The sequence below is a fragment of the Streptomyces sp. NPDC087263 genome, from assembly GCF_044744645.1.
Taxonomy (GTDB): Bacteria; Actinomycetota; Actinomycetes; order Streptomycetales; family Streptomycetaceae; genus Streptomyces.
Genome location: NZ_JBIUYT010000005.1, coordinates 564,396 through 578,824, shown reverse-complemented (window position 1 = coordinate 578,824; position 14,429 = coordinate 564,396). Strand labels below are relative to the sequence as shown.

Here is a 14,429-nt window from a genome sequence, read left to right as displayed (position 1 = left end):
CGTAGTAAGACTGTCTACAGCACTGTCGACCAACTCCCCAGAACTGGAACACATGAGCGTCATCAACGTCGGGCAGGCCGTCGTCCTCGGAGCCGTCGAGGGGGTGACCGAATTCCTCCCCGTCTCCTCCACCGGCCATCTCAAGATCACTGAGGGGCTGATGGGTATCCCCGTCGACGACAACGCGGTGGTCGGCTTCTCGGCGGTCATCCAGGTCGGCGCGATCGCCGCCGTCCTCGTGTACTTCTTCAAGGACATCGTGCGGATCGTCTCCGCCTGGGGGCGTGGCCTGCGCCATCGCGAGGAGCGCTACCACCACGACTACAAGTTCGCCTGGTGGGTCATCTACGCGACCATCCCGATCGTGATCGTGGGCCTGGCGGCGAAGCCGCTCATCGAGGGGCCGCTCGCCTCGCTGTGGGTGGTCGCGGCCTCGCTGATCGTCGGCAGTGGCGTGATGTGGGTGGCGGACCAGATGGGCCGGCACAAGCGCGGCGAGGACGACACCACGTTCAAGGACGCGATGCTGGTCGGCAGCTCCCAGATCCTCGCCCTGCTCTTCCCGGGCTTCTCGCGCTCCGGCGCCACCATGTCGACGGCGCTCATCCTCGACCTCGACCGCGTCGCCGCCACCCGGCTCTCCTTCTTCCTCGGCATTCCCGCCCTGACCGGCGCCGGTCTGTACGAGCTGAAGGACGCCCTGGGCACGGGGGTCGGCGCCGCCCCGCTGGCCGTCGGCACGCTCGTCTCCTTCGTGGTCGCGTACGGCTCCATCGCCTGGCTGCTGAAGTTCGTCGCCAAGCACTCCTTCAACGCCTTCGTGATCTACCGGCTCGTGATCGGCGTGGCACTTTTCGGCCTGCTCGGAGCGGGTGTGCTCAGCTGAGGCCGCCCTGGTGAATCCTTCGGCCGGTTGACAGCCGCCTCCCGTTCCGCGGAGTATCACTCCCGTGAACCTGTCAGACAGCCAGACAGGTGGGTCGGTGCCGCGGCGCGTCAGCGCCATGGAAGCGGTGCTCACCCACCTGCGCGGCGCCATCGAGCGCGGCGAGTACGCCATCGGCGACAAGCTCCCCTCCGAGGCGGAGCTCTGCCGCCGCCTGGAGGTCAGCCGCCCCGTGCTACGCGAGGCGCTGCGGGCCCTGCAGGTCATGGGCCTGACCGTGTCCCGTACCGGCAAGGGCACCTTCGTCCTCGCCCACGCCGTCGAGGAACCCACCTTCGGCGACTACGCGGCAGGCGACCTCCTCGAAGTGCGCCGTCATGTCGAGATCCCCGTCGCCGGATACGCGGCGCTGCGCCGTACCCCGGAGAACCTCGACCAGCTCACCCATCTCCTGGCGCGCATGGAGGGGGAGACCGACACCGCCGCGTGGGTGGCGATGGACACGGTCTTCCACATCGCCGTCGCCGAGGCCTCCCAGAACCCGGTCTTCCGCAAGGTCATCGAGGAGATCCGGGACGCACTGGCCCGCCAGTCGGCCTTCCTGAACGAACTCGGCGGCCGCCGTGAGCAGTCCAACCGCGAACACCGCGCGATCGTCGAGGCGTTGGTCGACGGAAGCGAGCACGACGCCGTGGAGGCCATGTCCCATCACCTCGACCGCGTCGAGACCACCCTCACCTCCATCGTGCATCCCGAGCGCGCGGACACCCCCACGAAAGGCGGACTCGAGGCGTGAGCGAGCAGCCCCTGAAGCAGGAAACACCGGCGACGGCAGGCCATGTCGACGTCGGCCGGTACGGGGTGCGCACCCGGGTCTCCGGGATACCTACCGGAGCGGGAGCGTGAACCGGCCCATGCAGTACGGCAGTTCCCTCGCGGCGGCACCGGTGATCCGCGAGCCCCTGCACGCGCCCGTCGCCCATCTCGTACGCGGCGGGGTCATCGAAGGCATTCACTACGGCTCGGTGGTCGTGCTGGCCGCCGACGGCACCGTGGAGCTCCAGATCGGCGACATCGAGGCCGCCTTCTATCCGCGCTCGGCGGTCAAACCCCTCCAGGCGGCGGCGATGCTGAGGGCCGGGCTGCCGCTCGACGGCGAGCTGCTCTCGCTGGCCGCGGCCAGCCACTCCGGCGAGGAGCGCCATCTGGCCGGGACCCGGCGGATCCTGGAGCTGGCCGGACTGACGGAGGACCGGCTGCGCAACGTCCCGGACCTGCCGTTCGACCCCGTCGTTCGCGAGGCCTGGATCCGCGAGGGACGACTGCCCTCGCGGCTCGCGCAGAACTGCTCGGGCAAGCACGCCGCCATGCTGTACACGGCCAAGCTCAACGGCTGGTCGCTCGACGACTACCTCGACCCCGCGCACCCGCTCCAGCAGGCCATCGCGGAGATCGTCGAGGACCTCACCGGACAGGCGATCGCACGGGTGACCGTCGACGGCTGCGGCGCGCCCCTGTTCTCCGTCTCGCTGCACGGACTCGCGCGCGCCGCGGCCAGGATCACCACCGCGGCCCCGGGCACCCCCGAGGCGCAGGTGGCCGACGCGATGCGCGAGCACGCCGAGATGGCATCCGGCTCAGGGCGCGACGTCGCCGCGCTGATGCGGGCCGTACCGGGGCTGCTCAGCAAGGACGGCTTCGAAGGCGTCCAGTTCGCCGCGCTGCCGGACGGCCGGTCCGTCGCCGTGAAGATCGCCGACGGCGCCGACCGGGCGCGGATCCCGGTGGCCGCGGCTGCCCTGGCCCGCGCGGGAGTCGACCCGGCCGCCCTTGCCGGATTCGGCGGTGCGCCGCTCCTCGGGGGTGGTGTGGTGGTCGGTCACATCCGCGCTGTGCGTGCGCTCGATCCGCTTCCGGCGCGTGACATGTGCGCCTGAGTGCTGTGTGAGGAGGGTTGTGGGGCGGGTGCGGGCCTGTTGTGGTTGGTCGCGCGGTTCCCCGCGCCCTCTTGGGGCGGCTGCCTCGTGGCCCGCGCCGGGGGCGACCAGGTCGCCCTTGCCGAGCGGTGCGCCGCTCCTCGGGTGTGGTGTGGTGGTCGGCCACATCCGTCCTGCCCGCGCGCTCGATCCGCTTCCGGGGCGTGACATGTGCGCGTGAGCGCGGCGCGAAGGGGACTTTGGGGCGTGCAGGCCCGCTGTCTCCTACCTCCGCCTCTGTGCCTCACTCACGCCGGCGCCGGCACGCGGTGCCGATCACGCCGGGGCGGGGCTTCACGTCGTACGCCTTGATGCTGGACGGAGACCGCCGCCGGCCCCGGAGTTGTCGAACTCGGCCTGGAGGACGGCCTGTTGCCCGCCGAACGCCATGCGGATGTGTTCTGCCCCGAGTCACTCGCGGACAGCGGCACCCGAAGGCCACCTCGCAGACACCGTCCTGCGGGCGCTCCGACCCGCTGAGCACCAGGACCGGCCGCGCGGCACAATAGTGATCATGTCCCCGTCGCTGACCTTTCAGCCGGTCCTGGAACGCATCGCCGTCGAGATCGCGCAGACTCCCGGACGCGGGCGGCCCGCCGACTACATCCCGGCGCTCGCCGCCTGCGACCCCCGCCGCTTCGGCATGGCCGTCGCCGAGCTCGACGGCACGGTGTACGGCGTGGGGGACTGGCGCCAGCCCTTCTCCACGCAGTCCATCACCAAGGTCTTCACCCTCGCCCTCGATCTGGCCCGTGAGGGCGACGAGTTGTGGGAGCACGTCGGCCGTGAGCCCTCCGGCAACGCCTTCAACTCCCTGGTGCAGCTGGAGTACGAGAACGGCATCCCGCGCAACCCGTTCATCAACGCGGGCGCCCTGGTGGTCACCGACCGGCTCCAGACCCAGACCGAAGACGCGGCCGGGTCCCTGCTCGCGTTCCTGCGCGCCGAGAGCGGCAACCAGAGCCTCGACTTCGACAAGGAGGTCGCCGCCTCCGAGGCCGCGCACGGCGACCGCAACGCGGCCCTCGCCCACTTCATGGCGTCGTACGGCAATATCGACAACCCGGTTCCGGTGCTGCTGGACCAGTACTTCCGGCAGTGCTCGATCGAGGCCTCCTGCGCCGATCTGGCGCTGGCCACCGGATTTCTGGCCAGACACGGCATCCGGTCCGACGGTTCCCGGCTGCTCACCCAGAGCCAGTCCAAACAGGTCAACGCGGTGATGCTCACGTGCGGCGCCTACGACGCGGCCGGCGAATTCGCGTACCGCGTGGGGCTGCCGGGCAAGAGCGGTGTCGGCGGCGGGATCATCGCGGTCGTACCGGGACGTTGCACGCTGTGCGTGTGGAGTCCGGGCCTCGACCAGCGCGGCAACTCCGTGGCGGGCGTCGCGGCACTCGACCGTTTCACGACGCTGACAGGGGTGTCCGTCTTCTGATCCGGCACCGTGGCGGGGCTGTCCGCGCCAGGAACCGGCTCCCGTCGCGCGGGTCTCACACGGAGGTCACGCATAGGCCGCCGTACGGAGGGAAGTACGTCGCTTTACGGTCACCCGGCGTTGACACGCTTTCCGAGTGTTGGCCATGGCTTTTCCCGTCGATCTCCGCCGCTGTCAGGCTCTCGGTCTGGCCGGCTCCGCCTTTCTCGCTCTGGGCGGTGAGACGGCCGGAGCCCTGCCTGTGCGGGAGTTCCTCGCCCCCGAGTCCGCCGAGGCCGTACTCGGCCTGGTCGGCGTGTACTTCGGCGTCGTCCTGCTGATAGCGGCGTGGGCGCTCCTCGGCACCGTCGTACGCGGCCCCGAACCGCCGACTCCGCGCTCTCTGCTGCTCGTTCTGGCCGTCTGGGCGGCGCCGCTGCTGCTCGCGCCGCCGCTGTTCAGCCGGGATGTGTACAGCTACCTCGCGCAGGGCGCGATGGTCGACGCGCACATCGACGTGTACGCGCACGGGCCCGCCCAGCTCGGCGGTCCGCTCGCCGACGAGGTGGCGCCGGTGTGGCAGCAGAGCACGACGCCATACGGCCCGGTCTTCCTCGCTGTCGCCTCCGCGCTGTCCGGACTCACGCGCGGGGAGATCCCCGCCGGACTGCTCGGCATGCGCCTGGTCGCGCTGCTCGGCGTCGCGCTGATGGCGGCGGCGCTGCCCCGCCTCGCCCGGCACAGCGGCGCGGATCCGGCCGCCGCGCTGTGGCTGGGGGCCCTCAATCCCCTCGTCCTGCTGCACCTGATCGCCGGCGCGCACAACGACGCCATCATGCTCGGACTGCTCGGCGTCGGACTGGTGGCCGCACGCGGCCGGTGGCCCGTCCTGGGCGTCGTCCTCATCACCCTCGCGGCGCTGGTCAAGGCACCCGCCGCGCTCGGCCTGCTGGCGGTGATCGCGCTGCGCGGGCGGCGGGGGCTGGTGCCGTCCGTCCTGACCACCGCCTTCGGTGCTCTCGCCACCACGGCCGTGGTGACCGCCGTGACAGGTACGGGCTACGGCTGGATCGCGGCTCTGAAGACCCCCGTGTCCCCACAGAACTGGTCGCTCACCAGCCTGCTCGGCCGAGCCACCGGCACCCTGCTCGAAAAACTCGGCAGCGGACTCGCCCCTCTGGCCCTCCCCGCCTGGCACACCGCCGGACTCGTGCTGACGGTGCTCATCGTCCTCTTCATATGGCTGCGCCTCAGGCCCGGACCGATCTACGCACTGGGCCTGAGTCTGGCCGCCGTGGCCGTGTTCGGCCCGGCGATCAGGCCCTGGTACGCGCTGTGGGGGCTGTTCCTCATCGCCGCCGCGGCGCCCAGCGGCTCGGTGCGCCACCGGGTCGCGGCCGCGAGCGGAGTGCTCGCCCTCGCCGTGCTGCCCAGCGGGTACGCGCCGGACGCCCAACAGGTGGTCCTGGCCGTCTCCGGCGGACTGCTCGCCCTCGTCGTGCTCTGGCAGGCCCATCAAGCGGCGCAGGCGCCGGTACTGGAGCGCACCGCATGAGACGCCCCCGCACCTTCCCCGGCATGTCCTGGAGGCTTCCCTCAGTCTCTCCCCGGCTTCCCCGCACGGACCGGGGACGCCTGTTCCTGGTGCTGGGACTCGCCGCCGCCGTCACCGTGTTCACCGCCACCGTGCCGCTGCTGCGCGACTGGTTCGACCTGCGCGTCTACTACGGGACGATCGACGCCTGGGCACACCACGACGGCCGGATCTACGACTACCTCGTGCCCGGGACGGCGTACGGCTTCACCTATCCGCCGTTCGCGGCCCTCAGCATGCTGCCGATGGCGCTGGTCGGACTGCACACCGCGATCGCCATTGGACTGCTGCTCAACCTGGCCGCGCTCGCCGCCGTGGTGTGGATCCTGGCCGGGCCCGCGCTGCGCCGGTACGGCTGGTTCGGCTTCGCCATGGCGGCCTGCCTGCTGGCCCTGTTCGAACCCGTCCGCGACACCTTCAGCTTCGGCCAGGTGAACCTGCTGCTCCTGGCCCTCGTCCTGAGCGACGCGTGGCTGCTGTCCACCGGCCGGGGCCGCCGCGCGGGCGTCGGAATCGGCCTCGCCGCCGCCGTCAAGCTCACCCCCGCGATCTTCATCGGCATGCTGCTCCTGGCCCGTCGATGGCGCGCCGCCGGGGTCGCAACGGCCGTCGCCGCGGCGGCCACCGCCCTGGCTGCCTGGGTGGCGCCGGACGCCTCGCGCTTCTACTGGACCCACGCACTGTGGGACACGGACCGCATCGGACGCCTCGGCTATGTCTCCAACCAGTCGCTCCAGGGCGTCCTGGCGCGGCTCGCGGCACCGGGCGAACCGAGCAAGGTGCTCTGGGCGGCGGCCGCCGTGCTGGTCCTGTGCGTATGGACCCGGCGGGCCTCGCGTGCCGTGGCCGACGAGGACTGGATCGCCGCGTTCGCCCTCACCGGCCTCACGGCCTGCCTCGTCAGCCCGATCACCTGGGTGCACCATCTCGTCTGGCTCCTGCCGTCCTTCGCCGTGCTGCTGCGCGGCAGCCGGGTGCGGACCGCGGGAATCCTGTACGCGATCCTTTGCAGCAGCGTGGTGTGGCTGTGGTTCGACGACGCGTCCGGCCTCGACGGTTTCATCGGCAGCAACGCCTATACGTGGATCACGCTCGGGCTGCTGCTGTGGCTGCCGGTCGGTCAGCCGGGCGTCGGCCGTCCGCCCCTGTTCCGCAGGGCCAGGGCCACAATTCCCGCGCCCAGACAGGCCGCGCCCGCGATCGCGGCGGCAGCACCGGGCCGGCCGGGTCCGTCGGCCGCGGGCAGCGCGGCCGGGAGAGCGGTCCGTGCCGCCGTCGGCACGGGCCGCGTGTCGAGGAGCGAGCCGACGGGTTCGACGCGCCCGGACGCCTTGAATCCCCAGTCGAGCAGTGAGCGGGTCTCCTCGTACACCGCGAAGCCGCCGCCCTCCTGAGGGTTCATCACCGTGACGATCACGGTGTGGCCGCCCCGGCGCGCGGCGGCCACGAGAGTGCTGCCCGCGTTGCTGGTGGAGCCGTTCTTGACGCCGACCAGGCCCGGGTACGGCTCCACCCCGTCGGCGCCGGTCAGCAGCCGGTTGGTGTTCTCGATCTCGTACGACCAGCCGCCCCCGCCGGGGAACCTCGCCTCGGCGGTGGAGCAGTACCGCGCGAACTCGGCGTTGCGCAGCCCGGCCCGCCCGAACACCGCCAGGTCGAACGCCGACGAGACCTGCCCCGGCGTGTCGTATCCGTCGGGGGACATGACGTGCGTGTCCAGGGCGCCCAGAGCGCGGGCCTTGGCCTGCATGTGGGAGGCCGTGTTGCGCCAGCCGCCGTTCATCGCGGCCAGTACATGGACGGCGTCGTTTCCGGAGTTCAGGAAGACACCGCGCCACAGGTCCGCCACCCGGTAGGTGCGTCCCTCGGCGACGCCCACCAGGCTGCTGCCCTCTCCGATGCCCTGTAGTTCCTTCTCGGTGACGGTGTGCCGGATGCCGCCGGGCAGCAGCGGGAGCACCGTGAGGGCGAAGAGGGTCTTCAAGGTGCTGGCGGGCGGCAGTTTGCGGTGCGCGTCGTGGGCGGCGAGTACTTCGCCGGTGCGGGCGTCGGCCACCAGCCACGACAGTGCGGAGACGTCGTCGGGGATCTCGGGCGCTCCGGGCCGTGGCCGTACCTGCGTCCCGGCCCGGTACAGCGGCGGCTGTGAGGCCGAGGCTTTGGGCGTCCCCGGGTCCGTGCCGGCTCGGGCAAAGGCCGCACTCGGTGCGAGAGCCGCGGCGCTCGGCGCGAGGGCCAGGGCGCCGACCGCGCAGACGGCGGAACAGCAGACGGCGGCGCGGGAAGAGAATCCGATGGTCATTCCGCAAACGTAGGAACCGGCACGCCCTGCGCCTGGCTGCCAGGCCACAGCGGCGGGATCGAGCACCCGGATGCCGCATGTGGGCAAGGTCAGGAGGGCAGCGTCGGGTGGACCTGGCGGAGGAAGGCCGCGTTGTCCGGGGTGGCGCGCATCCGCTCCAGGAGGGTTTCCAGGCCGGCCTGGCCGTCCCGTGTCTGCAGGGCGCGGCGCAGTCCTCGTACGGTGTTCAACTCGGCTGCGGGTACGAGGAGTTCCTCGCGCCGGGTGCCGGAAGGAGTGATGTCGACGGCCGGGAACACCCGCCTGGAGGCCAGGGTGCGGTCGAGGCGGAGCTCCATGTTGCCGGTGCTCTTGAGCTCTTCGAAGAAGTAGTCGTCGGCACGGGAGCCGGTCTCCACCAGGGCGGTGGCGAGGATGGTGAGGGAGCCGCCCTCCTCGGCCAGGCGTGCGGCGCCGAAGAACCGCTTGGGGCCGTGCACCGCGGCCGCGTCGACGCCGCCGCTGAGGGTGCGGCCACCGGAGGCGGCCGCGTTGTTGTGCGCCCGGCACAGCCGGGTGAGCGAGTCCATCAGGATGACGACGTCCTCACCCTGTTCGACGAGCCGCTTGGCGCGCTCGATGACGAGTTCGGCGAGTGCGATGTGGTGCTTGGGCGTCTGGTCGAAGGTCGAGGCGAACACCTCGCCCCGGACGGAGCGCCGCATGTCGGTCACTTCTTCCGGCCGCTCGTCGAGCAGCAGCACCATCAGGTGGATGTCGGGATGGTTGCCCGCGATGGCCGCCGCGAGCTGCTGGAGCAGTACCGTCTTGCCGGTCTTGGGCGGGGCGACGAGCAGTCCGCGCTGGCCCTTGCCGACCGGTGCGACCAGGTCGACGACGCGTCCGGCCAGACCGCTCGCGGGGTGCTCCAGGCGGAGCCGGTCACGAGGGTGCAGCGGGGTGAGGTCATGGAAGTGCGGGCGGCGGCGCAGCTCTTCGGGCGTACGCCCGTTGATCCGCTCCACCTCGGTGAGAGCGCGGGGCCCGCCGCGTACGCCCTCGATGGTGTCGCCCTTGCGCAGGCCGTAGCGGCGGATCAGCGCGGCGGAGACCTGGACGTCGGTCGGCGTGGGCAGGCAGCTTGTCGCGGCGCGCAGGTACCCCTGCCCGTTGTTCGCGATGTCGAGAACACCGTTGGCATGCGCCGGGAGCTGCTTCTGTCGTACTGGAGGTTCGAGTGTGGTGGTCATGATGGGGGTCCTTTCAAGGACGGGTTCATGAGGTCATGAGGAAGGGAGGGGATGTGCCGGGGGAGGCGGCGTGCTCACGCCTCCGTGCGGCGGGGAGACAGCACCTCGCGTACGGCGGACGGCAGGATCTGCCGGTGGCCGCGCTCAAGAGGTGATGTGCTGGAAAGCTGGTCCGCCGGTCGGCAAGCGAGGGGCGTGTCAGCGAGAAGAAGTGGTGCAAACACCGGCGCCCGAGACGGGGCGTACACAAGTGCTGATGGCACTGTAGCACCCCGTGGCCGGGCTCGGCTGTGATGTGAGTCTCAGAGGCCCGCGAGCAGGCCGTACAGCAGCGGGATACGCGGTTCGGTCTCCGGCAGCCGCCACCATCCGGACGGGGTACGGGTCATCTGCGGCCACCGGGGCCAGGGCAGCTCGTCGCTCTCCCGCAGCCGCCGAATCCGCAGACCCGCCCCGATCAGCGCGTTGATGACGTCGTCAAGGCCGTGCATCCACTCGTAGCTGTCGGTCGCGCCGTTTACGGCCGGACCGTCCGTGTAGGTGTACGTCGCATCCCGGTGGACGGCGTCCCGCCCGCCCAAGTAGTCGTGCCGCAGGAGTAGTTCACCGCTCTCGCCCTCGGCCGGCTTGGGGCCCAGCGAGTTGAGCAGGGGATGGAACTCGGCGATGTACAACCGCCCCTGGGGGCGCAGGAGTTGGGCGATGGTGGTGGCCCAGCGGTCCAGGTCGGGCAGATAGCACAGGGCACCCTTGCCGGTGTACACGACGTCGAACTTTCGCCCTCCCAGGGCCTCGACGGCGTCGTACACATTGGCCCGTACGTACGCGACGTCGGCGCCCGCCCGTGCCGCGATGTCCGCCGCGGCCGCCACGGATGCCTCGGAGATGTCGAGGCCGACGGCGCGGGCGCCGCGTTCGGCGAGGGCGATCGTCTCGGTGCCGAGATGGCATTGGAGGTGGAGCACATCGAGGCCGGCCAGTTCACCGAGGTCCTCCCACTCGAAGGCGGCGAACCAGCGGGCCGGGTCGAGTTTCTCGTGCAGCCCGTAGAAGCGGCTGGCGAGGTGGATGGGGGTGCGCGCGTCCCAGTTGGCCTGGTTGGCCCGCATCATCCGCTCGTGCTCGTGCTCGTGCCCGTCGGCCGTCTCGGTCATCTCGGTCATGGGGACATCCAATCGTGCGCGGCCCGGGTGCCGTGGCGAGAACGCCGGATGCGTCCGGTCGTACGCACGCGAACCTGGAAGGGTGTCGATTCGGCGCCGGCCCGTTCGTCGGTGGGGTGCAGGAAGTTCATGAGCACCGGGAGGAACCCATGAAGTACATGCTGCTGGTCTGTGGTGACGACACCGTGGACGCCTCCGGCATGGCGCCCGTCGAACCCTGGGTCGAGGAACTGGGCGCCGAGCGCGGCGTACGGCTGCACGGCCACCGGCTCCGGCTCCCCGCCGACGCGGTCACCGTCCGGGTACGCGATGGTGAAGTGCCGCGCACCGACGGGCCGTTCGCGGAGACCAAGGAGTACATCGCCGGTTACGACATCCTCGAGTGCGACATCCGGGAGGAGGCCGTGGAGGCGGCCGCCAAGCACCCCGTGGCGAGTGTCGGTGCCATGGAGGTGCGCGCCTTCTGGGACGACGAGGACGCCGAGGCGGAGATCCGCCGGATCGATGCGGAGCTCACCGCGGCCGGCCGGGAGCGGGACTTCGACCGGGCGATGGCCTGTTACGCCCCGGACGTCGAGGTCTTCCACCCCGTGAGCGGTCTGGAGCAGAGGGGGATCGAGGCACTCCGCAAGGCGGAGGAGCTGTGGTTCTCGACGCTGACCGGGCCCGTGGAGCGTGAGGTGCTCGACTTCCGCGTCCGGGTCGACGAGAGCGTCGCGTTCAGCCACGCGCTCGTGCGGATGCGCGCCACGCCGGCCGGCGGTGTGCCCCTGGACACCACGGCGCGGGCCACCACCGGCTACCGCGCGACCGGCGACCGGCGACCGGCGACCGGCGACCGGCGACCGGCGACCGGCGACCGGCGGCAGATCGTCCACCAGCACACATCGGTCCCCTTCGACGCCGGAATCACGGGGAGCCCGTCATGAAGTACGCGCTGTTCATCCGCACAACTCGGAGCGCGCCGGATTCCCCAGGGCATCCGGCGCGCTCGGTCACTGCCTCACCGTCTCGCCGTCGGCTTGGCTATCGCCCGAGGTCGAAGATCCCGTACGCGAAGCCTTCCGCGGTGAGGGTCCCTCCGTCGGCACGGACGCCGGACACCTCCAGCGGTCGTGGCTCCGCCGGGATGTCGTACGGGTAACTCACCGCATTGCGCTGCGGATTGACGACGACGAGGTATCGCCCGCCCCGGACGTAGACGAACGGGTATCCGGCGTGCAGGACTTCCACCGAGCCGTCGGAGCCGAGTTCCGGTGTCGCTTTGCGCAGGGCGATGAGTCGGCGTACGAAATGGAGCAGCGAGGTGTCGTCGGCGCGTTGGGCGGCGACCGTGGGGCGGTCGGGCGCCGGGTCGAGCGGGAGGTAGAGGCGGTCGGCGGGGGCGGGGGAGAAACCGGCGTTCGGGCCGTCGTCCCACTGCATCGGGGTACGGGAGCCCGCGCGGTTGTAGCGGGGACCCAGCACGCTGCCCTCCTTGTCGGGGAGGCCCGGGACGTAGCGCATGCCGATCTCGTCGCCGTAGTAGATCGCCGGAAGGGTCGGCCAGGAGAGCTGGAAGGCGAAGGCGGCGGGGAGCTGTTCGGCCGAGCGGGGGCCGCAGTTGAGGCGGGAGAAGTCGTGGTTGGCGGTCGGGAGGGAGATGAAGCCGCGGTCGGCCACGGCGGCCGACGCCTCGCGCCAGGCCTCGACGAACGGGCGGGGCGAGCCCTTGCCGCTCGGGTCGAAGAAGCAGTCGAGCGGGTCCCAGGACTCATTGACCGTGCCGGCCGCGTTGCTCCACAACGAGCGCAGGGCGCCTCCGTCGGTGGGGCCGCCGAACTGGAGGAAGAAGTCCGCGTGGAAGCCCGCGGGAACGGACACCTCGGGTTCGCCCCACTCGGAGAGCAGCACCGCGTCCGGATGTGTGTCGTCCAGCCAGTGCCGCAGCTCCGTCCAGATGCTCGCCGTTTCGGTCCTGCCCGGGTCGTCCTTGACGAGCGACGCGGCCATGTCGACACGGAAGCCGGACAGGCCCAGGCCGAGCCAGTGGTCCATGATCGAGCGGAGTGCGGCGCGGTTCGCCCGCGGGCCGTCGGCGTCGACCGGCTGACGCCACGGCTCCGCCGGATTCCCGCGCCCGTAACCGAAGTTGAGGGCGGGCTGAAAGGCGAAGAAGTTCGGGAGGTACGCGCCGGGGCGGCTGCCGGGGGAGGGGATGAAACCGTCCTGGTGGGCGTCCGGCGCCCAGATGTACCGGTCGTCTCCCGGGTCGTTCGCCGAAGCCGTGAACCACGGGTGCTCGTCGGAGGTGTGACCGGCCACGAGATCCAGCAGTACGCGGATACCGCGGCGGCCCGCCTCCTCGACCAGCTTGGCGAACTCGTCGTTCGAGCCGTAGCGGGGCGCGACGGTCAGGTAGTCGGAGACGTCGTATCCGGCGTCCCGGAACGGTGAGACGAAGCAGGGGTTGAGCCAGACGGTGTTGACGCCCAGCCACGCGAGGTGGTCGAGGCGCTCGGCGATTCCGTTGAAGTCGCCGATGCCGTCGCCGTTCGAGTCGGCGAACGACTGCGGGTAGATCTGGTAGAAGACGGCGTTGGCCAGCCAGGCGGGGGCGGGGCGGAACGAAGTCATGAAGTGGACCATAAGCCAGCACACAGGGCGCACGCTGCCCCTAAGGTGAGCTGGATGTTCACCCCTCAGGGTCCCACCCTCCGCGAACTGGCCGTGCAGGCTCTTTCGTCCATCGAGCACGGCTACGACCTGCTCGCGCCGAAGTTCGACCACACGCCGTTCCGGACACCGGACTCGATCCTGGACGCCGTGGCCTCGGCGCTGGACCGGATCGGCCCCTTCGACCACGGGCTCGACCTCTGCTGTGGAACCGGCGCGGGGATGCAGGTACTGCGCGAGCTGTGCCGGGGGAGTGTCACCGGGGTGGACATCAGCGCGGGGATGCTCGCCGTGGGGCGGGAGCGGGCGGATGCCGCCCGTACGCGGGATCGCGCGGAGGGTGAGGCGACGAGGCACGCACTTCCCGGTGGGCAGAACCGGGCGGACGCCGACGGGCAGGGCGGCGCCGACGTCCAGGGGCATGGGAACTCCGGTGGGCAAGGGCACGTGAGCCCCGGCGTCAAGGGGCAGACGGGCCCCGGTGCGCAGGGTCATACGAGCCCCGGCGCGCAGGGTTGCGTGAATCCGAGCGCGCAGGGGCAGGCGCATGCCGGACCGCAGGGCAACGCGAACCCCAGCGCGCAAGGACACTTGACCCCCGCTGGGCAGGAGCCGGTGAGCGCCGGTGTTCGGCAGCACGCGAGCCTTGGTGGGCGCGAGCAGGCGCGCCCCGACCAGGCGCCTCGCGTCACGTGGGTGCGCGGTGACGCGCGCGCCCTGCCCTTCGCGCCCGCCTTCGACCTGGTGGTGAGCTTCGGCGCGTTCGGGCACTTCCTGCCGCGTGAGCTGCCGGGGCTGTTCGCCCAGGTCCACTCCGTGCTGAGGCCGGGCGGTCGCTTCGCGTTCCCGATCGTGCCTCCGCCCCGGCCGAGCTCGCCCTGGTACTGGGCCCTGCTGGGCTTCGACGCGGCCATGCGGGTGCGCAACGCGGTGTGGCGGCCGCCGTTCGTCATGTACTACCGGGCGTTTCGGCTCGACGAGGTACGCCGGGAGCTGACACGGGCCGGATTCGACGTCGAACTACAGACCCTGCCCGAGTTCGGCAGTCGGCCGGACGGCAGCCCGCGGTGCCGGCTGGTCGTGGCCACACGGGAGAGCGACCCGACGCCCGCGTAGATCCCCAGATCCCCAGATCCCCAGATCCCCAGATCCCCAGATCCCCAGATCCCCAGATCCACCGGTCATGGCAGACGCTTGACCAGAGCAG

Annotated in this window: 11 protein-coding genes and 1 pseudogene; 8 read left to right on the top strand and 4 right to left on the bottom strand. The window is 71.2% G+C overall.

Translation table 11 applies throughout. From position 1 onward, the window contains the following. Positions 1-52 precede the first annotated feature (52 nt). The 6 genes from ACIPC1_RS19735 (at position 53) to ACIPC1_RS19710 (ending at position 7,267) form a co-directional block, all read left to right on the top strand. Positions 53-886, top strand: a complete 834-nt coding sequence (locus tag ACIPC1_RS19735; RefSeq protein ID WP_402518599.1) for an undecaprenyl-diphosphate phosphatase — start codon at positions 53-55, stop codon at positions 884-886. Positions 887-1,004: 118 nt separating this feature from the next. After that, positions 1,005-1,682, top strand: coding sequence for a FadR/GntR family transcriptional regulator (locus ACIPC1_RS19730; protein WP_402518811.1), 678 nt, complete (start codon positions 1,005-1,007; stop codon positions 1,680-1,682). Between the two features lie 118 nt (positions 1,683-1,800). Then, positions 1,801-2,823 (top strand): asparaginase, encoded by a 1,023-nt coding sequence (locus ACIPC1_RS19725; RefSeq protein ID WP_402518810.1) that lies wholly within the window; start codon positions 1,801-1,803, stop codon positions 2,821-2,823. A 553-nt stretch (positions 2,824-3,376) separates the two neighbouring features. Further along, positions 3,377-4,300, top strand: coding sequence for a glutaminase (locus ACIPC1_RS19720; protein WP_384376985.1), 924 nt, complete (start codon positions 3,377-3,379; stop codon positions 4,298-4,300). A gap of 145 nt (positions 4,301-4,445) precedes the next feature. Next, the gene (mptB, locus tag ACIPC1_RS19715) at positions 4,446-5,834 is read left to right on the top strand and encodes a polyprenol phosphomannose-dependent alpha 1,6 mannosyltransferase MptB (protein WP_402518598.1); all 1,389 of its coding nucleotides are present in this window, start codon (positions 4,446-4,448) and stop codon (positions 5,832-5,834) included. Continuing rightward, complete coding sequence (locus tag ACIPC1_RS19710) at positions 5,831-7,267, top strand: glycosyltransferase 87 family protein (RefSeq protein WP_402518596.1); 1,437 nt, start codon at positions 5,831-5,833, stop codon at positions 7,265-7,267. The genes mptB and ACIPC1_RS19710 overlap by 4 nt, the downstream gene beginning before the upstream one ends. An 11-nt stretch (positions 7,268-7,278) precedes the next feature. On the opposite strand, the pseudogene ACIPC1_RS19705 reads toward ACIPC1_RS19710, so the two are convergent. The 3 genes and pseudogenes from ACIPC1_RS19705 to ACIPC1_RS19695 form a co-directional block, all read right to left on the bottom strand. Then, positions 7,279-8,175: pseudogene (locus ACIPC1_RS19705) on the bottom strand (D-alanyl-D-alanine carboxypeptidase family protein); the annotation flags it as partial. Between the two features lie 89 nt (positions 8,176-8,264). After that, positions 8,265-9,404, bottom strand: coding sequence for a transcription termination factor Rho (gene rho, locus ACIPC1_RS19700; protein ID WP_402518594.1), 1,140 nt, complete (start codon positions 9,402-9,404; stop codon positions 8,265-8,267). A 302-nt stretch (positions 9,405-9,706) separates the two neighbouring features. Beyond that, the gene (locus ACIPC1_RS19695) at positions 9,707-10,567 is read right to left on the bottom strand and encodes a class I SAM-dependent methyltransferase (RefSeq protein ID WP_402518592.1); all 861 of its coding nucleotides are present in this window, start codon (positions 10,565-10,567) and stop codon (positions 9,707-9,709) included. 149 nt (positions 10,568-10,716) lie between these two features. Between ACIPC1_RS19695 and ACIPC1_RS19690 the strand changes: the two genes are divergently transcribed. Beyond that, on the top strand, positions 10,717-11,496 hold the full coding sequence (locus tag ACIPC1_RS19690; protein WP_402518591.1) for a nuclear transport factor 2 family protein: 780 nt from the start codon (positions 10,717-10,719) through the stop codon (positions 11,494-11,496). Between the two features lie 97 nt (positions 11,497-11,593). Here the strand turns inward: ACIPC1_RS19690 and ACIPC1_RS19685 are convergent, their stop codons facing one another. Continuing rightward, positions 11,594-13,183, bottom strand: coding sequence for an alpha-amylase family glycosyl hydrolase (locus ACIPC1_RS19685; protein ID WP_402518589.1), 1,590 nt, complete (start codon positions 13,181-13,183; stop codon positions 11,594-11,596). 54 nt (positions 13,184-13,237) lie between these two features. On the opposite strand from ACIPC1_RS19685, the gene ACIPC1_RS19680 reads away from it, so the two are divergent. After that, a complete protein-coding gene (locus ACIPC1_RS19680) occupies positions 13,238-14,338 on the top strand; it encodes a class I SAM-dependent methyltransferase (RefSeq protein WP_402518587.1) in 1,101 nt (366 codons plus the stop codon). The last annotated feature ends 91 nt before the right edge of the window (positions 14,339-14,429 follow it).

Bases quoted from the DNA above. Each gene is read 5' to 3' on its own strand.
- ACIPC1_RS19735 (WP_402518599.1), top strand. From the start codon at position 53: ATGAGCGTCATCAACGTCGGGCAGGCCGTCGTCCTCGGAGCCGTCGAG.
- ACIPC1_RS19730 (WP_402518811.1), top strand. From the start codon at position 1,005: ATGGAAGCGGTGCTCACCCACCTGCGCGGCGCCATCGAGCGCGGCGAG.
- ACIPC1_RS19725 (WP_402518810.1), top strand. From the start codon at position 1,801: ATGCAGTACGGCAGTTCCCTCGCGGCGGCACCGGTGATCCGCGAGCCC.
- ACIPC1_RS19720 (WP_384376985.1), top strand. From the start codon at position 3,377: ATGTCCCCGTCGCTGACCTTTCAGCCGGTCCTGGAACGCATCGCCGTC.
- mptB (WP_402518598.1), top strand. From the start codon at position 4,446: ATGGCTTTTCCCGTCGATCTCCGCCGCTGTCAGGCTCTCGGTCTGGCC.
- ACIPC1_RS19710 (WP_402518596.1), top strand. From the start codon at position 5,831: ATGAGACGCCCCCGCACCTTCCCCGGCATGTCCTGGAGGCTTCCCTCA.
- rho (WP_402518594.1), bottom strand. From the start codon at position 9,404: ATGACCACCACACTCGAACCTCCAGTACGACAGAAGCAGCTCCCGGCG.
- ACIPC1_RS19695 (WP_402518592.1), bottom strand. From the start codon at position 10,567: ATGACCGAGATGACCGAGACGGCCGACGGGCACGAGCACGAGCACGAG.
- ACIPC1_RS19690 (WP_402518591.1), top strand. From the start codon at position 10,717: ATGAAGTACATGCTGCTGGTCTGTGGTGACGACACCGTGGACGCCTCC.
- ACIPC1_RS19685 (WP_402518589.1), bottom strand. From the start codon at position 13,183: ATGACTTCGTTCCGCCCCGCCCCCGCCTGGCTGGCCAACGCCGTCTTC.
- ACIPC1_RS19680 (WP_402518587.1), top strand. From the start codon at position 13,238: ATGTTCACCCCTCAGGGTCCCACCCTCCGCGAACTGGCCGTGCAGGCT.